This is a genomic window from Vibrio sp. ZF 223 (assembly GCF_003050585.1).
Taxonomy (GTDB): domain Bacteria; phylum Pseudomonadota; class Gammaproteobacteria; order Enterobacterales; family Vibrionaceae; genus Vibrio; species Vibrio crassostreae.
Genome location: NZ_PIGB01000010.1, coordinates 155,427 through 181,996 on the forward strand (window position 1 = coordinate 155,427; position 26,570 = coordinate 181,996).

Here is a 26,570-nt window from a genome sequence, read left to right on the forward strand (position 1 = left end):
GTTATTTTTCGGAGTTATATAAAAAATATAGGATAGATATCTTGTTTACGATCTTGTTTATCCTTTTTGTCGAATAGACTGGGCGATGACTGGCCTCATTCTTATTGCCTTTGATTAGCCGAGTTATTGCAAAACTTCCTTAAATATCTATGTTTAATATAGAAAACCAATACAAAAAGGGTCATTAAAGTATGGATGCCACTCCCGTCAAAGTTCTGTTTGTGTGCGTGAAGAAAGGTGTAAGAGCGGCTATCGCTAAAGCGATGGTTGAGCTGCAATCTAATGGGATGATACACGCTAGCTGCTGTGGTTTTGAGTCAGGACCAACCCCCCAAGTTCTCTTAGATGAGTTGTCTAACATGCTTGACGTTGCAATAATTGGCGAGAGTAAGACAGTATTTGAATTCAAAAAGACCAATGAAAGATTCGATTACGTGATTACGCTTTGTGACCAATCGAGCAACGAGCAGTGCAACTTATTTGTCGGATGCGTCAACGTGGTTTGCTCTCACGTACCCCATAGGCTCCATTGGGCTATCCCAAATCTGGCGGCCGCCCTAGAGCTGTCAGGGAGCGAAAGGACCCAGTTTGTAAGAGGGGTTGTAGAACAAATAGATCTTAAAGTGGCGCAACTTGTGGCAATAGCACAAATAAACGGCTAAATGGTCTCTGAGTTTGGTTTAACGCGGATTTACTCACCTTACAGGTAATTTTGTTTTTGTCTTTACCTGCCCAAACGCGAAGCTAGATTCAATTGAAGCAATATTGGGTAGGCGAGTTAACTGCTTGCGGATGAATTGCTCGTAGCTTTTGAGAGACTCGCTCACCACATGCAATAGGTAGTCGTGATTACCTGTCATTAAAAAACACTCTAACACTTCATCAATTGCTTCAATGTGCTGTTCAAAGTCTCGCATGTTCTCTTCGGTAGGCTTTTCAAGCTTCACCAACACAAACACATTCACGGGCAGGCCGCACGCTTCTTGATCGATACAGGCGTGATAACCGCGAATAATCCCTTGCTTCTCTAATGAGCGAACTCGGCGCAAACAAGGGGAGGGAGAAAGTGCCACTCGATCGGCCAACTCTTGATTCGTCAGCCGAGCGTTGTTTTGCAGTTCAGCCAGTATTTTCTTGTCGATCTCATCCATTGGCATAATCCATCAATATTGAATTCAGTTTGGCAATATTATTGCTCAAAGTGTATGTCTTACTTCGCAAATAGCAATTTTTAACATCTGCACAAAACTAAAATTAAAGGAGGAACAACAAGCATGGAATGACTTAGGAACTATGAATACTTCAACTCAACTTAGCCCGCTGCGTAAAACAACCAAACATGAACAAGCAGAAGCCCTAGCCATTGAGCAAGCAAAGCACTTTGGTATCGACCCAAACAGTGATTACGGCGTCACGCTGATTGAACTGGCGACGACACTGTACCAAGCCAATACCAAAACACACGACCTTTGGGCACTGACCGTCGACGGCCTTTCAGTTCTCGACAAGAGTGACCGAATCGCGTGGTTTAACGCGAAACGTTTCTTGTCATTCCAGATCGCTAAGATCCTCGACAACCTGCAAAACCCAATGCGTGCCACTTACCAATCCATTGCCACCAATAATGGTAATTTTGCGTCTAAAGGTGCGTATCCAATTTTCGATAATGTGGCTGCTATCTTCTCGGCAAGCCCGGTTATTACGCGCACTGCCACGTATTTGTTTGCGTGCACAGAATGGATTGAAGATGCGTTCAACGGTAAAGAGCCGCTGCACGATATCTATTCTCGACTGCTTAACCCAACATCGATTTCACTGGCTAACCACATGGTTGATATTGAGGCAGGCTCTAGAGCCAACGAATACCTCGCGTGGAACTTTAATTCTGGCATGGCGGCCATTGATGGGTTGTTGAGTCACTTGCTTGGCCATGAGGACATTGTACTGGCTTCACGTAACATCTATGGCGGTTCTTACCAGCTGTTGGAAGATTGGTTTGGTAAGCCTTCGAATCTGAATATCGCGGTAGAGTGGGTGGATGGTTACTCAGGTGATGAGTTTGCGACTCGCCTTGATGAGGTTGCCGAAAAATACTCTGATCGCCTCGCCGCGGGTAAGAAGATCTACGTTTACCTTGAGTCACCGTGTAACCCGCATGGATACGTGTTGGATGTTGCGAGTATAAGCAAAGCTGGTCACGTTCGTGGTTGGGATGTGATTGTTGACTCGACAGTCGGCACTCCATTGTTGCACCCAGTACTAAAACGCGATGATGTGATGGAAAGACCAGATTATGTGATTCACTCCTACACCAAAGAACTGGCGGGTTCTGGCACCACAACCGCTGGGGTTGTGATTGGCCGCAACGAGACCATGTTTGTTCCAAAAGGAGAGGAGGTCACTTGCACTAAGCCTAACGGCGATGAGGTCACTATTCCATGGAACGAAACGTTGTTTTGGAATGTGTACTACATTAAAGGCGCATTCTTAGATGCAGACAAAGCGTTTGAAGTGCTCAATGGCATGAAAACCTATGAGATGCGTGTGGTGCAAAAAACCATTAATACACTGACTCTCGCAAAGATCTTTGATGCTCACCCAGACATCAATGTGTCGTGTCCTGCTTTGCCAGACAGTGATAACTATGAGCATTGCCAGAACAACATGTACTTAGGATTACCCGCGGCGCTGTTTACTATCGATATGGAAGGGAACGGCCATCGCGCACCAATCAATCGAGATGGGTTTAAACAGTTCTTCGATATGCTTGAGCCCGCAATCGGTATGCAAGTGAGCCTAGGGCAAACCAATACAGTCGCGTTATGTCCGGCACTGACCACGCACTCAGAGCTGAGCGATGAGGCTCTCAATGAAGCCGGCATCAGACCAACCACAATGCGTATCTCTATTGGCTTAGAAGATCCTCGCATGTTCATTGCTCATATTATCGAAGCAGCGAAGTTATCGATTGACCGCAAACACGCTGATTTCTCATCGAGCTTCCCGAGTAACGACCGTATCGATGAAATCTATATGCAAACTTATATGGATGTACACCAGAGGTTTGTGAAGAACTTGCCGAAGTTTAGTCAGCTCACTCAGTAAATAAAAAAACACCCTGCTGACTTATTAACCGGCAGGGTGCTTATCTCTAACCAATTTCTTAGTCCTTGGTCTGATGACCAGTCTTCTTGGCGAATTTTTGCATAGCCTCAGCAAAGGTTGTTGTTCCGCCCTTCGCTTTAACTTGAACGACTTTATAACCTAGTTTTTCCAGTGCTTGGCGCTCTGCTAAAACCGCTTTATCGTCTGGCAGACTACCCTGTACAGGCTGATGAATGTAGCACCCTTCTAGTTGACCATCTTCGACCAGTTGGTGGTGTTTCAGTGCATTGATATCAAAATTCATAGTCAGTCTTTTCGTTTAAATGGAGAGTCTCTGTGGCAAAGGCCGCAAGTCTTTATAATTCTATGGTTTGTACCATACGGCATTTTAACTATAAGAAGCTAGTGTAAATACAGTAATCCGATGAAATGCAGTTGGGTTTGTCTCACTTATTCAATTTCTTGTTGAACGTGGAAAACGGGGATAACTAATTGCTGAAGTGAGTTTATCTTTCCAGATTACGCCTAACTAAATCGTGCATTTGCTTTATTGTCATCAGTGCCAACCAGATGATTTCTTCGACTGAGCGTTGACCTGTTGTAGAAGTGGGGTGCTCGGCATCGGTTTGATTGGTTAGCGCTGGCAGTTCATGGATGCGGTTATCACGAATGGTATTGATCAACGCATCCATCGCATTATGAATCAAGCTTTCGACTTGTTGCGAGCCTTGGTATTGGGTACCTTTTCTTACAAGTGGAATCAGCAAGCAGAGGTAATGGCTCAATAATCGATAGTGACTCAGCATGTCTTCGTAATAGTGAGGATCGGCGCGAGTGTGCTTAGGCTCTTGCTGCATCTCATTGTAAATCAGTTCAAGGTCGCTTTCTGCTGTTAACATGGCAGCACGTTGCTTAGTTAATGCAAGATGGTCATGTTGTTCGGTGTCAATTTGTAGCTGTTCGTAGCAATACACAAACAAGTTTTTGGAACTATTAAGCGCTTTTAACGCTTGATTGTGGATCTCTTTGCCTCGCCATTGAGGCCATAACAAACTATAACCGAGTAGGACAATCGCGCCCCCAACTATGTTGTCGATCAAACGTGGCGCTGCGAAGTCGAGCCCTTGGTGTGCCATGGCCTGATAAACCAAAATCAATAGCGCGGTAATACAACCAATGGCTAGTGAGTAATGGCGCATGATATTAAGCATCGCGACGGGCAAGAGAATGACAATTAGCGTATACATCGCGGTCGTTGGCACACCAATGTGAATCAAAGATGTGGCGAATAGCACGCCAAGCGCCGTACCTAAACAGCGCTGCCATGTTTTACTTCGTGTTGCTAAGAAGCTAGGCTGAATCACCATTAGCATTGAAATCAGCACCCAGTCCGGGCGAATCAATTCAAAATATTCCGCAATTCCTGCACCAAGGGAAAACATCAAACTAACACGGGTAACATGACGCCAAATAGGGTTGCCTCGGCTTGGTAGGCGAAAAGACAATTCGAACGGCTGAACTTCAAAAGAGCGTTCATAAGCGGGTTCATTAAGCTCAATACGACGGGAAATGTGCTTCACTGCGTATGCCCAATAACGAAAACGGGGTTGGTCTTCGAGCTTGACCGCTTCAATCAAGTCATTGGCTTCTTGCTCTAATGAGCTTAAGTGCCTCATCTCTTCGTTAGTGTTGTGTAGAAGCTGTTTTGCTTTGTGTCTTAGTCTTTGCTGACAATGTTGGCTCCAAACCAATAGCAAGTCTCGTTTGTGTTTGCTGGACTGAAATTGGTTCATTAGATCGGGATTCGTTGTGTGGCTGCTGAGTATCACTTCAAACGTATCGAGAGCGAGATACAAAGCTTGTCGGAGTGAACTAGCATCTGCTTGCTTAGATCGAAAAGATTCGGATTGAAGAGCCTGTTGGAACAACTCGATGAGTTGGTATTTGATGCGTCTTTTCGGTGCATCATTTTCGCTACCTAGCAGGAATGCTTGGCGATATTGGATGTAATCTGCCAACGTTTCGTAAATTGCGGATAGACACACACGCAGCGCATAGTGCTTCCATAACGCAAACCAAAGCCAACTAAACAGCGCAAAAGTAAGAGGCCCGAGTACCAACATAGGGTACAAGCTTAGTGCTGAATTGGAATTATGAAGTGAGAGGGTGACGACGGCTATTAATAGGCTCGACATGCCTAGTCGCCCCCAAAATGGCCCATTGACTGCAGCGCTAGCAAGTACGGCACCAAGTACCCCAAAGGTTATCCATAAAGGCAGTCCACTAATAAGTAGTAGGTAACTTATGGCTTGAGTGGCTCCCCAAGTGGTGGCGGTAATAGCAAAGCGCGTCCACCGCCTAGGGCCTGCAGCGTCAAGCCCGCTAATTAAGGCGGCTGGCATTGTCATCAGCGCAGTCATGGCGATAGCGGGTTGGTTGAACAACACGCCTAAACCGAGAAATAGTACAATGGCGCTGGTGGCACGAAGCCCCAAATTGATGGCTGGGTCGTACCAGATCTTACGTAGAATGGCAGGGGAAAACGTCATGTGGATACCTTGTTTTTTACTTGTTAGATGGACCAACTTTAGAAAAGAATCCAATCATTTAGTGGCACTCTGTAACTATAGAGTGCCACGAATAAAATTTGAATATATCAAGATGCTTGGGATTGACCTACTCGTTGGATCTCTGGTCTGAACGGTATCTATGAGCTCGACAAAAACTACATTGATTCAGTTTCTATAATTTCATTCATTAAACGATCAATTTGGAACACGACTTGGATACTTGCGTCTTCCATAGCTTTAACTGATTTAATTGTTCCTTCAATGTCCTCAGATGCTGCTTGATTCATTGCTTTACGACCATTGTCATGCACCTGTTTATGAGGTTCTTCAAGCAATTGATAACTTCTCAGGTGGTTGTAAGCCTTGCCATCACCACGATAATACCACTGACCTAAACGACACTCTGAGTGAGTGTTGATCGTTTCACTAAAGGCACCGCTTTGGAGTAAACGATAGGTGTTATTTTTCCAAATGGCGTGATCGAGCTTCACCGAATCCAAGAAAGCGCGAGTGGAAGCAATATGAATAACTTGCTTCATGTTTTCTGACTTCACGACGACTTCATTAACAATTGAGCTAATTTGTGCAGAAGATGCTGAAACTTCTTCTGCACAAACTTGGTTTTCACCGATAGAGGTTTTAATCGCATTTACTTGAGTCAAAACTTGTTTCACCAATGAATCAATTTTTTCACTGGCTTCGCTGGCTTTACCTGCAAGGGTTCTTACTTCATCGGCGACGACAGCGAACCCGCGTCCAGCCTCACCCGCGCGAGCGGCCTCGATAGCAGCATTTAGTGCCAGTAAGTTCGTTTGGTCAGAAATCTCTTGAATAGTTGATACAAGGTTAGAAATAGCACCAGCCGTATGATCCAATATATCCACAGATTGAATGCTTTGAGACGCCTGATCGCTGATCTTGATTGCTCGGTTGTCTAGGCGAACCAATGCTTGATGTGTTTGTTTAAACATATCATCTAGCTGTTGAAGCTCTTGGTTTTCATGAGCCATAGATTTAGCACTTTCAACCATCTCTTTTTGAATGGTTTTGAGCATATCTCCACCTTTCAAGCAATTAGACATCATTTCACTGCTGTTACGATGTTGTTGATGTGTCGATTGAGCAAGGTTTTGCGACTTATTTAATTCCATTTCGAGAGCATTAATATCAGATTGATGCTTCTTTTTTAGTTCGGCTAGTTGTTTTTTTAGTAATTGGTTTTCTAGTTTTATTTGTTTTATTCCAAACATAAAATACCTATATGTATAGAGCGAAAAGCTATTCAAGGGGCTGATAATGAAGCTCGGGGTTGATAACGTATTGGTTTTAAAGGTAATAATTACTGGTTGGATTGTAACAAAATATTATTAGGTTGTTAGCCTTATTATCTTGGCTAGGTTGATTAATGACTAGTAAATCACTTTTTTGTTTGGGTATTTAGTTTTTTATCTATTTTTTACCAGCTTTCATAATACTGTTTAATAGGTGGTTTTATGTTGATTAACATTATTAATGTTAAGTCTTAATTATCGTTTAAATTAGAACGCACTAATGCAAGAGGTAGGGTTGTTTTTTGAACAAATTTTCACTTAATACTCTTTAGAATGAATTCTTATTAAGTTGGTTGTCATTATTAATTTTCCTAATATTCAGATTGCAATAGGCTTGCTAATGAATAAATAAAACCTTAACATTCACATTTGTTATTACTCGCTTATATAATATTTTATTTATCAATAATTAAATGTTAGAACCATTTAATTATTGTGGATATAAGCATTCTATAGTGACGGGAAATACTTCGTATATGGGACGTCATGCACTCAATAGTAGATATGGTCATAGCTAAAAATATCTCATATCGAACTTTAATGGATTAAAAAAATGAAAATAAAGACATTGGCTTTAGCGGCTATACTCGCTTTGAATTCTCAACCTGCCTTGAGTTATAGCACCGAGAGGTGGATGGAGGATCTTTTCAGTAACACAAGGCGAGATACTCCGCTTAACAATATTATTATTCCGGGGAGCCACGATAGCGGTGCTTACGACGCGCAAAACTATAGTAAAAAGGCAGCCGGCGTTAATTTCCCACTTTCGAAACTAAGAGACTGGTCTGAGACACAAGATTTGAGTGTAAGAAAGCAGTTGAATGCCGGTACACGCTTTTTAGATTTGAGAATATATGAAGACCGAGGGGAGTATTACTTTGCTCACTCGCTTATTTACGGAAAAATCGACAACATTTTAAATGAGGTAAGCCAGTTCTTAGATGAAAACCGAGGCGAAATCGTCATCATAAAGTCTACATTTGTCCGTAATGTAACTAACACTGATAATTTTTATCAATCCTTGTGTACTAACAACTCCATCTCAAAGCATCTAATAACAAATGAGTTAAAACCAACATCTAAATACAAAGATCTCATTAAAGCCGGAAACTTAATTATTATACCTGATAAAGGTGTGTCTGGATGTGGGGCCAGTTTTTGGCCGCGCCAACGTCTAAATAGCTATTACAAAGAGGACATCTATCAAAACCCTAATAAAATAGGAAATTGGATTTCGTCGGAGTTAGCTAAGAGTCGAAGCGCAAACAACAATCGACTATATACGGAGCAGCACATTGTTACTCCCACTGCGGAGGTAATTCTCAAAGGTGTGGCTGAAACCCTGGCCAGTACAGCATTATGTACCTTAAGTATTAATCTATTTTGCAAAAACGTGACGGGCTTTTCGACAAACTTGAAAGAGTATGATGCTAAAACTGCGAAACATAACTCCATCGGTTGGCTTTACAACCATTACCACAAGGGAAGCCGTTCGAACATTGTTTTACGAGATTTCGTTTCTGAAGGTAAAAACAGGAAAATTATTGATTTTAATTTGAATAACCGAGATGTCATGGTTCGTGGTCGAGCTGAAAAGGACGATTCATTTGGCAAGGTATTCTCTAGTGGTGATTACAACGGAGATGGCGTGGCTGATTTGCTTGTTGGTTACCCGACTGAGGATATCAATGGTGATAATGATGCCGGCGCAGTGACGGTGGTTTACGGAGGTGATTCACTTCCTTCAAAAGGCTTGAGTATGTTGAGTTCCCGAGGTTTTCACCAAGACTCTAGCGGATTGTCTGGCATGTTTACTGAAGGCGGTGACCTGTTTGGTTCTGCGTTAGCGAGCGGTGATTTTAACAATGATGGTTTTGATGATGTTGCCATTGGGTCCCCAAATGAAGATATCGATGGGAAATCTAATGTTGGTATGGTCACTGTGCTGTATGGAGGTAACAAAGGACTCACTACTTCAGGCTATCAATTATTAAAAGAAGCCAATATTAGTAAGGGCAAGCAAGAAAAAGAAGACAAGTTTGGCTTCGCATTAGCCAGCCACGACTTCGATGGGGATGGTTATGATGATCTAGCCATCGGTTCTCCATATGAAGATATCGGCTCTAAAGATAATGCAGGCGTAGTCTATGTGAGCTATGGCACCAGCAATGGGCTAAGTAAGAAGCGTATTAGTAGGTTCCATCAAAATAACTCCGGCTTAGAGCGCATGGCAGCAGAGAAAGATGACCGTTTTGGACATGAGTTAGCGGCTGGAGACTTTAACGGCGATGGGCTAGGCGATTTAGCGGTTGGCGCGCCATATGAAGATTTAGGTGATGGTGATGATGAAGGGATGGTTGTTGTGCTCTTTGGCACCACCCAAGGTCTTCGTACGATGGAGTATCGTTTTTACCATGGTGATAGAAGTGGTTTTGCTGGCAGTGCTGAAAAGAACGACCATTTTGGCTACACGCTAGCAGCTGGTGATTTTAATAATGACGGCCTTGATGAGCTCGTTATTGGTGTTCCATACGAGGATTTGGGCTCTGGCGGAAACAATAATGACGGAAATGTTTTCGTGCTCAGAGGTACAAGCAGTGGCCCTTCAAGAAATAGCATTCGTGAGATTCATCAAGACAAGTCTGGTGTGCATGGCTCCGCTGAAAAAGATGATAAGTTTGGTTTCGCATTAACGACCGGAGACTTTGATGGTGATGGTTATCAAGACTTAGCTATTGGTTCACCAACGGAAGACTTGGCGGGTAAGGACAATGGAGGCAAAGTGGATGTGTTCTTTGGTTCTGGTAACGGTTTACGATTAAGTGGAAGCCGTGAATATAATCAAAACAAAAACAATATCACTGGTAGCGTCGAAAAGGACGACAAGTTTGGCTACAGCTTGATGGCTGGAGATTTTGATGGTGATGACAAGGACGATCTCGTCATAGGTGTTCCATTTGAAGACCTAGGCAGCGGCGGTAACAACAATGACGGTACCGTTCATGTGTTATACGGCGACTCTGATAGAGACTTAAACGTTAGAGAGCAAGAAGTTAGACAAGGGACGCGATAGTTACAAGGGACGGTATAGTTACAAGGGACGCTATAGCTACGAAGGCCCTCCTTTCAATAGGAGGGCCTGCATAAATGTTAGAGGCCATTTATGACTTATGGACAACCTCTCTATGCGATGTGTTTTAGCCCCGACAATTCAGCCTCTATAACCATATTTCTTTTATTTTATGTGGCCATGGAATGACTACATAACCTTACCTGATTTTTTATATAAAACTCCTAAAATGCATGTTTGAAGATAATTAGAAAATTTATAGACATTTAATGTGTAATCCCTTTTTATATTCTTCTAATAAACTAATTTCTAATTAAGTTGATCTCTAAATTAGTTGTATTCTAATTTTACCATTCCTAATTTACCAAAACCTTAAATAATTAAAGTTATTTAAAAAAACATATAATGTAAGTTATCATCAATATCCCAATTAAAATATCAATAAGGAAATAGCTTGTGTTATTAAATAGTTCACATAGAGATGTGAATATTAAAGAAATTGAAGGTATATGCTCAAATAGTGATAGCAACCTAGAAAAAATACAAAAAATGTCTCAAATTCTAGAGGTTGTTAACAAGGAACTTGCTGAATATGAAACTCTTTCTTTAAAGGATTACAAGGCTATCGATGATAAGTACTACGTAAGGCACTATATAGTCAGTAAGATCAACGACCTAAACAGCTTGATTTTCATACAGAACTTGAAAATAAGTGTGATGAACACGATCAGCTATCGTTATAAAAGTGATGAAAAATCTAGAAACCTCGCTGTGAAATCAAGTATTGCGAGAACAATGATTTATATCGAAGATCTTATCGAGCGTCGTAATGATGGCTTGTTAGGGGAGTCATTGAACAGTGCAATCACAAGTTTAAAGTACGATGAGAACAGTTTGTATTTTAGGCTAGAAAGCGCTTTGATCTACACGTTTCTTAAAGCAGAAAAGTCGCAAGTACTGTTCGCTATTAGCAGCACTGGCTTCAAAGAGGAGATAAAGCTCATTCCGGAATCGGGTGCTAAAATCTCAGAGAAAAAAGTAAACGGCATCGTACAAAGAGCGTTAAGCGGAAATATTCACGATAGTTTAGATGAATTTAATATAACTAAAGTGCTTAATGATGCTACGAGAGAAATAGAGATTTATCATGCTTTCTCTCAAGGTGATGATAAAGCTGCTTTCCGTTTAGCTTTGGCGAAAATGGCAGCAATATCTGATGAGATGAACACTTCGTTGGATTATTTTGACGAAACCTTCGACCAAATTTTATTAAAGAATAATATTCCTAAGAAGGTACTGATCCGAGATAAGTCTAGGAATGGTCTAGAGTTTCAGGTAATGGATACCATGGCGTTATTTTACAGTGACGCTATTACGCTAGAAGATATTATTGTTTATGAAAAGCCTACAGTAATAGAACGATTTAATGATGTTATTAATTTAATCAGTGTACTTTCTGAAGTCATGGATCTGGAAGGGGATGATAGTCAATCGACTCTAGCTATTGAAAAGATAGTAGGCAGAGAAAATTTCGACTCGGACAGTCAATATTATGCGCAGTTTGTCGATTATAAAAACTCTGATATCGAGCAAGATTTGAACACTCTGATTCGTGATCAATCAATCTATCAAAGTGACTTGAATAGCAATGTCAGCATCATTTCATCCGCAGATATCATATTGCCTTTCTACAGTAAGAATGCGATCAAAAATATTCTTGATGACTATGTGGTCGGCAAAGCAGAGGGTATTGCTGAAGCGTATCGATTGGTAGAAGAGAAATTTCCTAACTGTGATGATTCAGTGAAGGTTTTTATTGCTCTATTTGCTAATTTGTTTATGTCTGCACCGACGACAGAGGCTATCACTTTAGCGATAAAACCAGCGGTGCTGATGCTACAAACTCATCTAGGCATGAGTGGCAGAGTGGTTCTCGTGAAAGATAGTAACCATCGCCACTTCTTAGTCAGCACATTTGCATTCCATCACCGAGTGACTTACCTAGGTGGGGCCGATAACGAGCTTGTTACTCAGTTGATTGAAGTGTTACCTAAACCGGATGAGAACTGGAAAGATGTATCTTACGAAGCGTTAAACGCTATCTTTTTAAAATTGAACATTCCAACAGGTTTTGACGACACTCAGGAGCAACCTAAACCTTTCTTATTGCGCAATCATAGATTTGATAACTTTATGTGGGACGCAGTACAAGAGACGACGCTCCTTAAGTTTAACCTGATTGCTCAGTCGTTTAAAAAGGTTGGCACCAAAAAACAGTTCCAAGAGAATTATCTTTTGAAAGATCTGGTTGCGAATGAATTTAAGTTATCTCTGAGCGACAAATTGGTCGAAATGAAGGAAGTTCTGTTTACTGAAAGCTCAATGGAAGCCGCATTAAACAACAAGGTTCCGTTCTTACAAGTCGCGCAGAAGATGATAAATGATCCTGATTATGAGGTAGATATTCAAGATGTTGAATCGATTTTGCTTGATTCAATTGTACTTCTAGCAGACATCATTCCCATTTTTTCCCCGATCGCTAAGGCGTTGGATGTTAATCTCTCTGTTATTGTAAATGCTTGTGTAGTGAAAAATATCAGAGTGATTCGTTTATCTAAAACGGCCTTCATGAGAAGCGTTGTTAACGATATCTCTGACGAATTTATACGTCGTTCTAAATTTATATCGAGCGATGCCATCGGCGATCTAAAAAATAAGATAAGAGCGATTAAAAAGTACAAGTTCATGAAAGAAACCAGTGAACGTTTAGAAACCATCAAAACGATGGGCTTAAGTGGTGGGGCGGGCAGCTTTAAAGTGAATAGTGCTTACGGTGCCTCTTCTGGGAACGTTGTACTTGAAACGTTTGACTGGTGTTTTAATGGAAAAGGACCCGTTGGGAAAGTTGTATCGGACAATAAGATTCCATTGCCAGCTCAGCCTGAAGTTTTTCAATCTATCATCGATGAAAAGGTTTCTATAGTAAGGCAGGCGGATGAACCGATTTTGATTTCTGGTTGGCGTTCCCCACAAACTGGCCGCATTCATATTCTGGATGGACAGCACAGGTTTATTGCCGCGGCGAAGCTGGGGATTCCCGTTGAAGTAAAAATCAAAAAGTTCGGTACTGTACCAACCCAGGTAGACTGGAGTGGCACGAAGTTTAGCCAATCTACCCCTGCAAAGCACAAGATAAAAGGTGTTCAGAAGCCGATATTCAAAAAAACTGTCGTTCAAAAGGCTACTAACACCAAGGGGAAAGTTGAGAACATCCACATTCACCCCGAGCTTAGAATTGGTTCGATTGGCCGACCTAATAAAAACTATTCTACTGGCGCGCAGCTGATGACGTTTTGTGAGAACCTGAAACGTAACAATGTCGCGGCATTGATCTCCCTTGATTCTGGGATGTCGGCAAGAGAGATCGTATCGCTAACCAAGCAATTAGCGAGTCACAATATCGAGTATATCTCTAACAAGACGACGTATATCAAGGACTTCTTTTCTATCAAAGCCCTTACACAGCCTTCAAGTGAAGATATCGATGGTCTAGCGAATCGGGTTCTGGACTTATTGAGTACACGCGAAGGGAATGTGTTAGTCCATTGTGCGTTAGGTGATGGTCGCTCTGGTATGGTTAAGTCTGCAGTGATAATGAAACAAATGTTCAACGAGAGCCGTTTAGATTTAAGCAATGTGCTCGAGGGGACTAAGGCTTACGTCAAACCGTCCATCGAATCCGAACAAGCCGTTTTATCATATTTAGATGTGAAAAATAGCATTGATACGATTCGTAAAACTCATCCCAAAGCACTCGAGCGCTCTGATGATATAGAGGTTTTAAATCAATACCTTGAATATCTTCAAAATCAGAGTGCAACTGCATAATTGATCTCGTACTCGTGTCCTCAGTGACACTGAGCTATTAGGTTACACTGCCTCCTCTGAACAAGTAATCGAGTGGGGCAGTGGTTAAATCAATCCGGGTAAAATCAATAGGGCTTAGAGTTGCTCTGTACTAAGAGTCTTCGCTCTTTCAGCTCATGCTTTTTGATGAGTGGTATTGGTCATCATGGCTATAAGTCTTGCCACTTTTTTACGCATGTCACGCCTATCTACAATCATGTCCAAAGCACCATGTTCGAGTAAGAATTCACTCTGTTGGAAACCGTCGGGTAGTTTTTCCCGTACCGTTTGTTCGATCACTCTTCGACCCGCGAAACCGATTCTCGCTTTAGGCTCACCGATATTGATATCACCCAGCATTGCTAAACTGGCTGAGACACCGCCAAAGGTTTGGTCGGTGAGTACCGAAATATAGGGCAGTTTGGCTTCAGATAATCGTCTGAGCGCAGCGCTGGTTTTCGCCATTTGCATCAACGCCATGAGTGATTCTTGCATGCGCGCACCACCACACGCAGAAAAGCATACCAGGGCACAGTCTGATTCAATTGCTTTATTCACTGCATCTACAAATCGAGCGCCCACAACGGAGCCCATTGATCCCGCCATAAAAGCAAATTCAAAAGCACATGCGACAACTGGCATTCCAAGTAGCTCGCCCTTCATCACGACCAGTGCATCTTTCTCACCTGTACTTTTTTGTGCAGAGGCCAGTCGCTCGGTATAGCGCTTGTTGTCTTTAAAGCTGAGTAGATCTTTTGGTTGGTGTTGATCACCTAACTCCGTACGTTCGCTGTTATCGAGAAATGTTTCTAAACGAAGACGTGCTGTCATGCGCATATGATGTCCACATTTTGGACACACCTGTAGGTTTTCCTTGAGTGCGATATGGTACAAGGTTTGAGTACAAGAAGGGCAGTTGATCCAGACACCTTCTGGGACTGACGCTTTACGATTACTTTTTAAGTTATTCTTATTCAATAGTTTTTCTAGCCAGCTCATGGATAACCTTTATTCCCATCGTTCGAGTGATGAATATTGTATAAGCCTGATTTTGGTAATAAAGTGGCAATATTTGGCTTTATAATCCAATAATATGGGATTATCTGTGAGGGGATATGCTGGATAAGATTGATCAGCAATGGCTAAAGAGTTTTCATTGTGTTTATGAGAATAATAGCTTCAAAAGAGCGGCAGAGTTTCTGTGTTTACCGACTTCAAATGTTAGCCGACATATTGCGTTGTTAGAGCAACAACTAGACGTAAGACTGTTTGTGAGAAGCACGCGTCGTATTGCTCCAACGGAAGCTGGAGAGCATCTTTATCAGCGCACGCAGCCCTTGTTGGATAAACTCAACCAGGCGATAGAAGAGGTCACACAACACTCTCAAGAGGTGCAGGGGCAGTTAAACATCTTAATGCCGGACTCTGCCGAATTAGCTCAAGCTGTTATTTCCTTTTGCAACCAGTACCCATCCATATCACTGTGTTGTGATACCAGCATCAGTCCAAAAGAGGACCTGATCGACGGCTTTGACGTTATTGTCAGTTTTCATCGAGGAAAGTTAGAAGACAACAGCTGGATCGCCAAAGAAATCCAACGTTGGCCGAGTGTAGTCGTTGCTTCACCTAAACTTCTTCAAACCTGCTCAAAACCGTTTCAGATTACAGATCTAAAACACGTGCCCTGTATCAGTAGCTTTACCGCATTGAACGGAACGCCTTGGGTATTTATAGACGATCATGGTGAATGGGTAACACAGCGAGTCAAATCATCATTTAAGGTCAACAGTGGTCAGCTTGCTAAAGCTGGAGCATTGGCCGGTTTAGGCTTTGCGATACTACCAGCTGAGCTTTGTCGTGAAGAGGTTGAAGCTGGTGAATTAGAAATCGTGGAGCTCGAATATCAGCCCGCAGACTTAGTCCTGTATGCGTTTTATGCCTCAAGAAAACATATTGCGAAGAGGGTTCCTGCTTTTATCGAGCACTTGCAGCACCATGCAAAATAAATCAGTAGGTGATTTAAACACCCCCTTGTCTAGGGGCGTAATAACGGGTACTGAAAAGCTACCCCCCAGTATCGCTAAAGTGCTACATTACAAGTTAACCGCTTGTTTTTAATTACCTTGAGTACCTACGTTATGTCACATACAGCCAAAGATCAGAAAAAACTAAAGGCCCGAGTTAGCAAAATACAAGGTCAGGTCAATGGTTTAAAAAAGATGCTCGATAACGACGAGCAACAGTGCCAAGACGTACTGCAGCAAATAGCAGCGATTCGTGGCGCAGTGAATGGCTTGATGAGAGAGGTCATTAAAGGTCACCTTCTAGAGCATGTGGTACTGGAAGATGACAAAGTTCAGCGTGAAGAAGATATGGAAGTGGTACTGAAAGTATTGGATTCATACATCAAATAGCGCTTGCTTTAGCGGTTCATTTGAGCCTTTCTTTTTACTAGTTCTTTCTTGAGAACATTAACAGCGTAAGGCTTCATTGATTTCCAGGCCTTACACTCTTCTCGTGTTCTACCACAGCCTAAACACCACCCTTTGTCGTGTGAAAAATCGCACATATCAATACAAGGGCTTTTCTGTTTTTTCATATTAGAGCCTATCTAGTACTTTCTCTACACTGGCTTCAAGTGAGCGCAGCCGGTTGAATTCTTCGAACAAACGCTGTTCTAGGTTTTTAAAGTTTAGGGGGAGGGTTCTCTGGCAAATCCCGTAACTGTTATCTTGGGTTTTATAGCCTTTCCAACTTTCAATGCGAGCTTTCTCTAGTGCTTTAAACTGGCGTATAAATTCTGCTTGGGAAGGGCAGTCTTCTTCCGCATGCATGCAAACAGGAAAGGCCTTTTGCTTAATTTGAGGCCCTTCGATAAAGGTCTCAAAGTGGATACCGCCCTGTTTTTGGTTGAACCAAGTCTCTTTATATAACTGAAGGTACTCGCCACGGTTATAGATCTCCCAACCATCCTCGAACCAGTTTGCTTTTCTTAGCATCTTCTCTAGGTTGCGGAAAACACCTTTAACATCTTTCATATGGAAACTCTTAAGCCGTGGTTTGTGAGATAGTGTGTTAAAAAAACTATACTCCCCCTGAGTATAAAATACTACCCCCTAGTATATGTGGTTATTGTATATCACCGAATCTTAGAGCCTATCTCAGCGTGTCAGAATAGGAATTGGCTTGTTTTGAAAGGACACTGATGCACCCTGACCCAGCAGTATTCCCCATGTGATTCAAGGCCCTCATGTATGGGGTATTTACGCATTAAAACTGACAAGTTGATGTTTAACGAGGGTACATTTCAGTTATGTAGGCCGCATAAAACAAGGGAGGCGAGATTAATCGGTTCTATCCTCGTTAATTTTCAGGAAAATAGCCGCCCGATGATTAATGTCGGTAGTGAACACGAGGTTTCAGGTATGGCAAAGAAAATTATATTTATCCACGGTCGGGGGCAAAAACCTGACAGGGAGTCGCTTCAATCATTGTGGTACGATGCTATCGAACATGGATTACAGCGTGACTGTAAAGGTTCTGATTCACTCCAAGCTTTCCAGAATATCGAGAAGCGTTTCGTGTATTTTGGCGACTTATCAAACACATTATTGAACAAGCCAACTGAAGAGCCGCTCGTCCGACAACAGGCTTTGATCGATCTCAAAGGGTACAAGTCCCACCAGTTTAATAAGAAAACGTATGGTGAAGTTTCAAAGGCCGGGTATCTGCAAGAGGCGCTCGCGGATACTTTTTCTTCTGTGCTTAGTCGTTTGAAAATGGCAGAGCCACTTATAGCATTAGTTGCGCCCGACATGACTCATTATTGGTATGAAGACTCTTACTTTGGTAGCGACGTAAGGTATCGATTAATGGTGGAGCTGAGAGAGGCGTTAGATAACCAAGATGAGGTGATGATCGTCGCACATAGCCTTGGCACAATGATCAGTTATGACGTGTTATGGAAACTCTCCCATTACAGTGAGTACCGAAACGCTTACGGCGCTAAAAAGAAGATCGATCTTCTGGTTACGTTAGGTTCACCATTGGGCGACGAGAGTGTAAAAGAGCGCTTGAAAGGGAGCCGTTTAGAGGGCATGAAAAAGTACCCTTTAAATATTCATAGGTGGGTGAACTTGTCGGCTGAAGATGACTTTATCTCTCACGACAGCAAAATCAAAAATGACTTTCAAGAGATGCTCAAACTGGATTTGATTGCTGGTGGAATGAAAGACATTTATCCAATTTACAATCTCAATGTGTGTGACGGGCAAAGTAACCCGCACGCTTCGATTGGTTATCTTATCAACCCCCAATTCATCTCCGTGTTAGATGAATGGCTTGCCAGTTAGCTGTAGCGCGCAAGTTCAAATACGAATATTCAAAGGTAGATAGCCAGATAATCAAATGAGTGTTGCGATGTGGAGATCTTACTTAATCCAATCTTATCACTGCGATTGTACTCCTCAATCGAGTGGTCGAACCCATAAGCGGTAGAAGGCGCCATATATTGAGTAATGCCGTGTTGTGTCGTTGTTATTTGATCATGGCCATGACCACAAATCACCTCTCGTACTCCATATTTCTGAAGCACCTTCATTATGGAAAAATCGTTCTCGAGACGTATTGCTTGCATCCAATCGGCACCGACAGGGATGATAGGGTGGTGAACAATAATGATAGGGTTACTGGCTTTTCTCAGCTGTTTCTTTAACTGGGCCAGGCCTCGATTATCGATACGCCCTGAACCGAGCGGGTGAACGCTGTCTTTGGGTTTGAAACTCGAATCGAGGAACACAAACTCTCGCCCACAAACGTTGGCTCTATCGGTTACACAGATCGTCGAACCTTTAAGTTCTGCACGCATTAAGCGAGAGTCATCATGGTTGCCTGCAATCGCATAAATAGATTTGTTGGTAAGGTGTCGAACGAACGTTTCTAAGTGAACATAGTTACCGGGTTTGGGGTTACAGCAAATGTCACCTGTTAGGAAAATAGCTTCGCATTCTTGATCGTTATTGACGTATTCAAGCGCTCGACGTAGGTTTTCATAGCTGGATTCATCTGAAAGGTGGCAATCACTGATTTGGTAAATGGTGTTCATTATTGGCATCCGGTCATTTCAATTCTTGAGTGAGATAATCAAGCAGGGCTTTTATTTTAGGTGTTCACCTTTATGGCTCAGCCAGAGCGTATATCGCTCTACGGGTTTAAATGGCCAATCATACAAGATACTAATTAGCTTACCATTTTCCACAAATTGTTCAGCTATGTTATCCGGTAACTCTTTCCTCCTAAGCTCCTGGTTCGCCATGCGTCCGTTAGTTTTAATTAGTACAAAAATGCCTGCTGTATGAGCAGGCATAGTGTTGGGTAGGTTTAAGAGAACGGCTCCCCCAAACTAGTGGACGGGAGCATTCACTTTAGTGGCTTAGAGAAGCGAATCCCGTTGGAGAGATAAAGCCATCATTCGTTCTTTGCTCAACTGTCTTTAAAATTGGGTTGATGTAAAACTCTACGATCTCGTCACTGTTGATTCGATTCATGTACAGCATGACCGTTTGATCAGATTGTACGACAACGCCATCGATAGCGGTCAATTTGTCAACGTCTGGTGCGTAAAAATCCTTGTTAAGCTCTATGTCAGTATCAAAGTCATAGAATGTTTCAGTCTCAGTATCGAATGCCGATACTTTGACTGTCACACCTTCCTCCTGCCAAGACTGAACGTAGTCAACGCAGAACAATGTATGTTGCGATGCTCTCAACGCATCGAATGAAGAGTAGGGGCGACTTTTGTCTATAATCGCACTTTCCTCAATGTAATCGTAGCTATTAGCATTTAGCTTATTCACGACGCATCCAACATTCATATCATAACCATTAATTTGTGGGCTGCGCTTACTTGTGGTATTACCTACAGAATGAGTAATGTCGTATTTGCTTTGCGTAGAGACCAGCTTGTCTCCTACTGGCGTAACAAATGAAAAGTAGTTTGGCTCTGCACGGTCGATACCTGCTAGTTTGCCATCAACCACTCTAAAGGAATCATAACGCGAATGCGTATCTTGATAATCTAGTTCCTGATATTCATCTGAATTTTTGATATAGGCATAGTGATTATAATTCACAGCATGATCTTCTGGTGGATCTTGATAGTCGACAAGAATATTACCTCGTGCGTCTATCTGCACATCTCGCTCGTCGGCCTGCGCACGACTTTTTAACGTTTTGAAGACAAAGGCATTGTCTTCTAGCACCGCTTTATAGATTCCTCTTGTGTGCCAATGAACGTCGTCTGTAATGTCAAAGCTATATAGTGTCGTATTTGGTATTAAATCACCTTGTTTCTGTTGGCTAAGAAATGGACTCTCGTTTTGTAACTTGGCATCAAATTCTGATACCTTGCCGTCTATCACGATGGGATAAAGCTGGCCACTCTGTTTGTCCATGATGATTGGGTAGTTGCCATGGTACGCTTTACCTTTCCAAGCGACTGTTGAGTTGTTCATGTTGAACATGGTGTATTTTTGATTGATATCGAATACACGTGTAACCGTTGGCATCACCGCTTCGTCACATTGTTCACATGGCTGGAAGGCAACTTCGAATATGCGCTCGTCACCTTGTAGATTTTTGTACGCCATCGTATTTAATGCGGTATTACTTGTAGCCTCAATGTCAAAATTAGAAGGCTTAATTGACTGAAAGTTGGTTTGGGGAATGCTCAGTGATTTGAGAGCCGGAAGCTTAACTAGCGGTGCCGGATCAATTGAGCCATTACCGTTTGAGCCTCCGCCATTCGAGTCTCCGCCATTCGAGCCTCCACTGCTTGAGCCGCCGCCACACCCGGTAAGGGCCATAGATAGCATTGCTGCGATTGAAATAGTGTATTTCGTAATGTTCTTGTTTTGCATGAGCTGACTTGTGTTCTTGATTGTGGGATTGATATTTCTCTCTAACTCAACCGTCACTTTATTTTTTATCTGAAACCAACATTGGAATCAGGTGTTTTGTTGCGAGCGGTCAATGATTCTGAGCGGAATCATTGCGTATTCAAATGTTGGAATGAATACAAGTAAGTTAGGACACTTTGTTTAAATGCCTTTGTAGGCTTGTTAAAGAGTTGCGCGATTATAGTTATTTTTATTGTGTTGACAGCTGTGCAAACTAATGTTTTATAAATGGTTGGTTAAATGACGATTTTAGGTAACTGGCAGCATATCTGTAATATATATCCCCACCTAAGATTGATTATTCTGAGGTATTTGGTCAGTTATTTATCGCTTGTTATTTTTTGACGCAATATATGGCGATTATTTTCACATTAAATAAGCCTTTTTTAATTTAAGGTTATTATCAGTACTTGCCGCGTGGGGTAGGGAGGAAAGATAAGGTGTGATTTAGCGTTATCAATCGGAGGAGCTTATTGTAAGGGTTAGGTGTAAGTTGTCGCTGAATTTACAATGAGTAATGCGAGAATATAAGTGTTGTACTGGAAAACTGTGTTTATTAATACGCTAAATTTAATTGATTAAGTGACTTCTTAAATACTAAAGAATATTGCCATTACCCAATGGATCTAATGAAGCTGCCGCGTGAGTTGTTATTGAGAGCAGTAGAAACAATATTGTCCATTTTAACATGATAGGTCCTAATTTTTTGAGTGAGGTAATAGTGTATGAGATAACTCGATGGTGTGTAAAGCATTAATAGATAAGAGTTTTTATTGATAAATTCGTCGAGTTAGTTCGGTGTAAGTACGTGCGAAGACATGAAAACGGCCTAAGGCTTTAATTAAAAAAAAGCCACCCCGAAGGGTGGCAAATACAAACGAGAAGAATCATTACAAATGAAAAGCCCTTATTTCATAGTAAAGATATTCTACAAGGTTATGCAGACGGTTGAGTATGAACATTATGTTGTGGATGTTGCAAATTTGTAATTTAAAAAGTGTGATATTTGAACGAAAAATGGCCGAAATATACACGTTTTGTTTGATCTGGCGCCGATATTTTCCGTATCCAGAGTATCAACGAACAGGCAAATTAATCGAAGCAATGCTCACGAGTAGGGAATGCCCCATTTCTCACTTCTTGTTCATATTCACTAAATGATGTTTTGATTAGCTGGCTTAGGTCGATGTACTTTTTGACAAACTTAGGTGTGTATTCAGTGAATAAACCAAGCATGTCTTCGGTCACTAACACCTGACAATCACATTCGGGTGATTTCTCGAGCTGTGAGCGCATCGACGCCTTCAACAAGTAATGAAAATGCTCCAATTTTTTCGAGTTTTCGTGCTGTAATTATAAAAGGGAAAAGTGTTAGCGGGACTTCTTCCGAGCTTGGTTATGACTCCCCATCATCATTTATTTATATGTTTAAGATGATGACAGGAAGAAGCCCGGCGAGATTTATTGAGTTACTTAAAGGTTGATGCATCTTTTACAAGCTGAGAGCAATAGACAAATACTCTCAGCTTGCTTTGTTTAGCTATTCTCAATGGCTTATTTGGTTATTCAAAAACTCTTCAAGTGGAATTGGTTTAGCGAACAAGAAGCCCTGTAGGTAGTTGACGCCTCGTTCTTTTAAATAATCGGCTTGTTGCACTGTTTCAACGCCTTCCGCGATAACATCTAGTGATAAGTCGTGCGACAAGGTGATCATGTTTTGAAGCAGGTGGCCTGTTATTGTGTCAACGCCAATGTCTCGGACAAAGGTTTGGTCAATCTTTAGGTAGTCGAGGTCTACTTTTTGTAAGTTAACCAAAGAGGAGTGGCCCGTACCAAAATCATCTATTGCTATCTTGCATCCGAGCGCCTTGATTTTCCCGAAAATATCATCCGTTAAATCGCAGTAGTTTAGTGCTTCTCTTTCTGTGAGTTCTAGAACTAGAGTAACGTCGTCACAGTCAATAATATCGATAAATTCCTGACACGCCTTCAGCAATGTGCCTTTCGAACAGTGCTGGGGTGAGATGTTTATACCCACATGGAAACCGTTAGGTAGCTTGTCTATGAAAGGCTTAATTTGCATAGCTGTGAGCCGCATCAATTGGTGTGTCATAGGTACAATAAGACCAGAGGTTTCAGCCTTAGGAATGAACAGATCTGGTCTCACGATACCTTGTACTGGGTGTTTCCACCTCAATAGAATCTCTATGCCTTGTATTGCATGAGTTTTACTATTCACAATCGGCTGAGCGTACGGGACAAACTCTTTCCTCTCCATTGCTCGTTCGATTTCGAGGTATAGATTAGAGGGACGCCTTGATAGCCACACAAGATAAAGGGCAAACAGAGTTTGCAGCAGTATGATGGCTACAATGTGTTGCTTATCCTTGACCCAGAATGCCGTTAGCATATTAGGGTAAGCAAAACCTGCGTGTGCGCTATAAGGAAACTGTTTTGATGATACTTGATGCCAAGAGATGAGTTTTTCTACCGGGTTTGTTTTTACGGTCAACTCTTTACTATCAAGCCACTTATCACCGACTGCAATAAATGACCGTAACTTGCTGTCTGAAGTGAGCGACTCTCTCAGGTAAAGGCTATCAATTCCACTTAATGCCGCGTGATCATCCAACGTTGACCTCACCACGATAAGAGGGTGAGAAGTATCAACGTTACTTCCATTAAGCAGCAGTAATTGTCCTGAAGTGTATGCGGTAGGATCATACTTGTAATTGCTTTCACCCCAGATAGAGGTGCAGAAGATTACATTGTCTTTCGCTAGATTGGCACTTCGTACGTAAGGTATGGTTGCTACAAGATGTCTAAGGGCGAGGGCCTCGTCTTCACAGGTATTAGAGCTTTGCAATAGCTTTAAAGCACTCGTGTTGGTCTCCTTACCAAACTCAAGAATCTCATCTACTTCTTGAACAATATTCATTGCTTTCTGGTTTGCTTGCTCATCCAGTGAACGGCCAAAACTGAGATACAAAAAAGTGAGCGCCAAGACACTGGGAATAAAAGAAAGACATATTAGATATGTTGGGCTAGTTTTTTTGTTTGCAAACATAGAGAACCTAGTTTAGTTAATCATCTTATTATTGAACGAGTAGGGTATGGAATTAGATGCTAGTAACTCCAATGTTATATAGAGGATCAATATATAATTGTCAGTATAAGGTAGTATTTACCAAATTCACTGATGATTGCTTCTTTTTTCGCTTGTCATTCTCAATTTGACGAAAACATTGCTCAAGTGTGTGCATAAGGTTTAAGTACGCACAGCTTTATTTTAACTGGCGCGGTAAGTTGTTTACGTTAGCGTCTCTTCATCAAATCATCAGTATTAGGTTAGATTCTTTTCCCTTCGGATAATGGAACAATACATTTGAAATTAATCCTTTTAATCTTAAGGGTTAATTAATTGCCAGGGACACATTATTCAATGGTAAATGTCCATTTAATAGACTTTGCTGTACAAATAAACCCATTATATTTTTGTGTTCAGTGGATAAGAGGCGGCAATGATATCTTTTGATGAGTATTCGTTGAGGAGTAAGAAAGAGATCGGGCTATTTTGGTGTGATTTAGGTCAATGGGGTAAGCGTAGTGCGATGGGAGTCAGCTTCTCAAAGCCAGGTAATACTAAGGCCTCAAATTTGTGAGGCCTTAGTACATTTATGTTAATTCGCTTTAGAAGCTTCGTGCTGTTCAATCATGAACGCGATTGCTTCATCGCTTAAACAAGATTTACTGACATATTGGCGCTGTTTTCCAATATGAAGGATAAAGCCGAGATCGGTCTGTTCAAGTTGGTCGATGTCACTCCAAGCGATAGTATTGGTGGCTTTGTGGTTTTTGTAACTCACCCCGCTAGCATCACCTTGAAAGACAATTTTGCTGCCTGCGCCTGAGCTGATTCTTTGTCGCCATAACCACCAGGTTCTTTTGCAGTACACACTGAATGCTTCAATCACACTCAAAACAATAAAGAACCAACCAACATAACCGTTAGGTAACAGTTCAAACTCCAGTAGAACCACGCCAAAAATAAGAAACAGTATTCCTTTTAAGTAGGCTTTTGGAAATTGAGTCGGAAGGCTAGTTTGATCATAACACTCCGCGAAAAACGTCTTGTCGAGTTTGTATTCTGTTGTGAAACCGGGTTCTTTAGACATGTGAGGCTACTTTAATGCTTCTTGTTAATGGGTTTTCTTTGAATTGGTATTTCATGCTGCGATCTCGCAACTTGGGTATTGTATCGCTTCTTATGGCTTATCTTTAGCTATTTTGGTTTTGTTTTGTAAGTCGATGATACTGACAAGGTCTATTTAGACTAACAGTCATGCATTGTTTGAATAAGGTTAACGGGTGTTTATGTCACTAAAATAAAAAGCCCCCTTGTTGAGAGGTCTTTAGTTTACGGTAATGGTGATTAACTTCTAATCGTAATAGAGCGCATCTATAACCGTTACATCGTAAACACTGGGGACATACCGCTGTCTTGCCCACTCATTAGCAACAAGCCAATTAAGACAAGCAAAACCCCACCAAATAGTTGTAAATAATGACCTGCGGCTTTCAGTGTCGCACTGTTACTCTTATTACCTGCAGCCAAATAGCGTTTTACCAAGTTCTTGCCTGTTAGTGTCATTATAGCAATCGTCGAGGTTGTGAAAGCAGTACCAATCGCCATGGCAAAAGCACTGACAACACCCATCCAATATAAACCAACCATGTTTGCGAAAAGCAGAACCATAATCGCGCCAGTACATGGTCTCACGCCTATCGTCACGATGATTCCCGCATATTCACGAAGTGTTGAAGCTTTGTTTATAGCGTCTGCATCGGCAACATGCTGGTGGCCGCATCCACAGTCTGCATATGAATGATCTGCGTGAGCGTGTTCTGCCGGTTGTAATGCGTTAGATGGGGTCAACATCATTGAACCAGCTGGTACTGATGAGCGAAGCGCCATTGGTGATTGGACTGAAATTGGCGAAGACGTACCGGCAGCTAATGTGGTGATGGCTTTCACTTTCAGTTTTGGTTTACGGATTGAACGGTAGATGTTTCTGAGTGCTTTCCAGCAGATCAACGCACCGACCACTGCAACTAAAGCAAAACTTAATGAAACAAACATATTTGCTTTGTCATTCACCATTCGCATAGAAGCGCTAAAGCCCCACAGCAAAACGCTAACTAATAAGATCGCGACCAATGCTTGTAGGAATGCAGATACGATTGTAAGCACTAAGCTGGCTTTCGCTTTGGTTGGGTGAGTGGCTAAGTAGGTCGAAACGATGACCTTGCCGTGGCCCGGGCCAAGTGAATGAAGCATGCCGTAGATAAAGCTGAATCCGATAAGGTAACTGCCTGCCCCCCAAGGATTGGATTTAGCTTCATAGAGTAGGTCTGCGAGCTCGGAATTGATTTCTCTTTGCCATTGAATACTGGATATCACCAATGATGGCCACATTACCCACAGTTGGTATGCGCCTATAGCAACGAGTATTAAGGCAGTGGCACCTATCAGGTAGTATTTTGTTTGAATTTGATTTTTCAGCATGTAACAAAAACCTATATCAGAGTTCACTCTCATTTTGCATAGAGAGCCTTAATGAGTAGAAACGTG

The 26,570-nt window shown here is 41.9% G+C and carries 20 protein-coding genes; 7 read left to right on the forward strand and 13 right to left on the reverse strand.

Annotation, left to right across the window (positions count from 1 at the left end; all coding sequences use genetic code 11):
* The first annotated feature begins 191 nt into the window (after positions 1-191).
* Complete coding sequence (locus CWO13_RS18270; RefSeq protein ID WP_102431297.1) at positions 192-662, forward strand: arsenate reductase/protein-tyrosine-phosphatase family protein; 471 nt, start codon at positions 192-194, stop codon at positions 660-662.
* Positions 663-695: 33 nt separating this feature from the next.
* Here CWO13_RS18270 and CWO13_RS18275 read toward each other — a convergent pair whose 3' ends face one another.
* The gene (locus CWO13_RS18275) at positions 696-1,151 is read right to left on the reverse strand and encodes an Lrp/AsnC family transcriptional regulator (protein ID WP_017106082.1); all 456 of its coding nucleotides are present in this window, start codon (positions 1,149-1,151) and stop codon (positions 696-698) included.
* Between the two features lie 142 nt (positions 1,152-1,293).
* On the opposite strand from CWO13_RS18275, the gene CWO13_RS18280 reads away from it, so the two are divergent.
* A complete protein-coding gene (locus CWO13_RS18280; RefSeq protein WP_108083339.1) occupies positions 1,294-3,105 on the forward strand; it encodes a PLP-dependent transferase in 1,812 nt (603 codons plus the stop codon).
* Between the two features lie 58 nt (positions 3,106-3,163).
* On the opposite strand, the gene CWO13_RS18285 is transcribed toward CWO13_RS18280, so the two are convergent.
* The 3 genes from CWO13_RS18285 to CWO13_RS18295 all read right to left on the reverse strand — a co-directional run bounded on the left by CWO13_RS18285 (position 3,164) and on the right by CWO13_RS18295 (position 6,925).
* Positions 3,164-3,409, reverse strand: a complete 246-nt coding sequence (locus CWO13_RS18285) for a hypothetical protein (RefSeq protein WP_048658464.1) — start codon at positions 3,407-3,409, stop codon at positions 3,164-3,166.
* 202 nt (positions 3,410-3,611) lie between these two features.
* Positions 3,612-5,654 carry an FUSC family protein gene (locus CWO13_RS18290; protein WP_102431295.1) on the reverse strand — a complete coding sequence of 681 codons (2,043 nt, stop codon included), beginning with the start codon at positions 5,652-5,654 and terminating at the stop codon, positions 3,612-3,614.
* Between the two features lie 176 nt (positions 5,655-5,830).
* The gene (locus CWO13_RS18295) at positions 5,831-6,925 is read right to left on the reverse strand and encodes a methyl-accepting chemotaxis protein (RefSeq protein WP_102431294.1); all 1,095 of its coding nucleotides are present in this window, start codon (positions 6,923-6,925) and stop codon (positions 5,831-5,833) included.
* Positions 6,926-7,559: 634 nt separating this feature from the next.
* On the opposite strand from CWO13_RS18295, the gene CWO13_RS18300 reads away from it, so the two are divergent.
* Both CWO13_RS18300 and CWO13_RS18305 read left to right on the forward strand, forming a co-directional pair.
* Complete coding sequence (locus CWO13_RS18300) at positions 7,560-10,079, forward strand: FG-GAP-like repeat-containing protein (RefSeq protein ID WP_108083340.1); 2,520 nt, start codon at positions 7,560-7,562, stop codon at positions 10,077-10,079.
* A gap of 453 nt (positions 10,080-10,532) precedes the next feature.
* Positions 10,533-13,964, forward strand: a complete 3,432-nt coding sequence (locus CWO13_RS18305) for a hypothetical protein (RefSeq protein ID WP_108083341.1) — start codon at positions 10,533-10,535, stop codon at positions 13,962-13,964.
* A 153-nt stretch (positions 13,965-14,117) separates the two neighbouring features.
* On the opposite strand, the gene accD is transcribed toward CWO13_RS18305, so the two are convergent.
* A complete protein-coding gene (gene accD, locus CWO13_RS18310; protein ID WP_108083342.1) occupies positions 14,118-14,981 on the reverse strand; it encodes an acetyl-CoA carboxylase, carboxyltransferase subunit beta in 864 nt (287 codons plus the stop codon).
* Positions 14,982-15,097: 116 nt separating this feature from the next.
* Between accD and CWO13_RS18315 the strand changes: the two genes are divergently transcribed.
* Both CWO13_RS18315 and rcnR read left to right on the forward strand, forming a co-directional pair.
* The gene (locus CWO13_RS18315) at positions 15,098-15,988 is read left to right on the forward strand and encodes a LysR family transcriptional regulator (protein WP_102433629.1); all 891 of its coding nucleotides are present in this window, start codon (positions 15,098-15,100) and stop codon (positions 15,986-15,988) included.
* A gap of 132 nt (positions 15,989-16,120) precedes the next feature.
* Positions 16,121-16,396, forward strand: coding sequence for a Ni(II)/Co(II)-binding transcriptional repressor RcnR (rcnR, locus tag CWO13_RS18320; RefSeq protein WP_008223718.1), 276 nt, complete (start codon positions 16,121-16,123; stop codon positions 16,394-16,396).
* 8 nt (positions 16,397-16,404) lie between these two features.
* On the opposite strand, the gene CWO13_RS18325 is transcribed toward rcnR, so the two are convergent.
* Positions 16,405-16,581 (reverse strand): DUF1289 domain-containing protein, encoded by a 177-nt coding sequence (locus CWO13_RS18325; protein ID WP_020477243.1) that lies wholly within the window; start codon positions 16,579-16,581, stop codon positions 16,405-16,407.
* A gap of 1 nt (position 16,582) precedes the next feature.
* Complete coding sequence (locus CWO13_RS18330) at positions 16,583-17,020, reverse strand: hypothetical protein (protein WP_017106209.1); 438 nt, start codon at positions 17,018-17,020, stop codon at positions 16,583-16,585.
* A 387-nt stretch (positions 17,021-17,407) separates the two neighbouring features.
* Here CWO13_RS18330 and CWO13_RS18335 point away from each other — a divergent pair, with 387 nt between their 5' ends.
* On the forward strand, positions 17,408-18,334 hold the full coding sequence (locus tag CWO13_RS18335) for a hypothetical protein (protein WP_108083356.1): 927 nt from the start codon (positions 17,408-17,410) through the stop codon (positions 18,332-18,334).
* 29 nt (positions 18,335-18,363) lie between these two features.
* Here the strand turns inward: CWO13_RS18335 and CWO13_RS18340 are convergent, their stop codons facing one another.
* The 6 genes from CWO13_RS18340 to CWO13_RS18370 all read right to left on the reverse strand — a co-directional run bounded on the left by CWO13_RS18340 (position 18,364) and on the right by CWO13_RS18370 (position 26,504).
* On the reverse strand, positions 18,364-19,086 hold the full coding sequence (locus CWO13_RS18340; RefSeq protein ID WP_108083357.1) for a metallophosphoesterase family protein: 723 nt from the start codon (positions 19,084-19,086) through the stop codon (positions 18,364-18,366).
* 319 nt (positions 19,087-19,405) lie between these two features.
* A complete protein-coding gene (locus CWO13_RS18350; RefSeq protein WP_108083344.1) occupies positions 19,406-20,899 on the reverse strand; it encodes a hypothetical protein in 1,494 nt (497 codons plus the stop codon).
* Positions 20,900-22,030: 1,131 nt separating this feature from the next.
* Positions 22,031-22,234, reverse strand: a complete 204-nt coding sequence (locus CWO13_RS18355; RefSeq protein WP_219909164.1) for a 3-methyl-2-oxobutanoate hydroxymethyltransferase — start codon at positions 22,232-22,234, stop codon at positions 22,031-22,033.
* A 250-nt stretch (positions 22,235-22,484) separates the two neighbouring features.
* The gene (locus tag CWO13_RS18360) at positions 22,485-24,005 is read right to left on the reverse strand and encodes an EAL domain-containing protein (protein ID WP_102479456.1); all 1,521 of its coding nucleotides are present in this window, start codon (positions 24,003-24,005) and stop codon (positions 22,485-22,487) included.
* A 613-nt stretch (positions 24,006-24,618) separates the two neighbouring features.
* On the reverse strand, positions 24,619-25,113 hold the full coding sequence (locus CWO13_RS18365) for a YcxB family protein (protein WP_102431408.1): 495 nt from the start codon (positions 25,111-25,113) through the stop codon (positions 24,619-24,621).
* A gap of 293 nt (positions 25,114-25,406) precedes the next feature.
* Positions 25,407-26,504: a nickel/cobalt transporter gene (locus tag CWO13_RS18370; RefSeq protein WP_108083345.1), complete on the reverse strand. Its 1,098-nt coding sequence runs from the start codon at positions 26,502-26,504 to the stop codon at positions 25,407-25,409.
* Between the last annotated feature and the right edge of the window lie 66 nt (positions 26,505-26,570).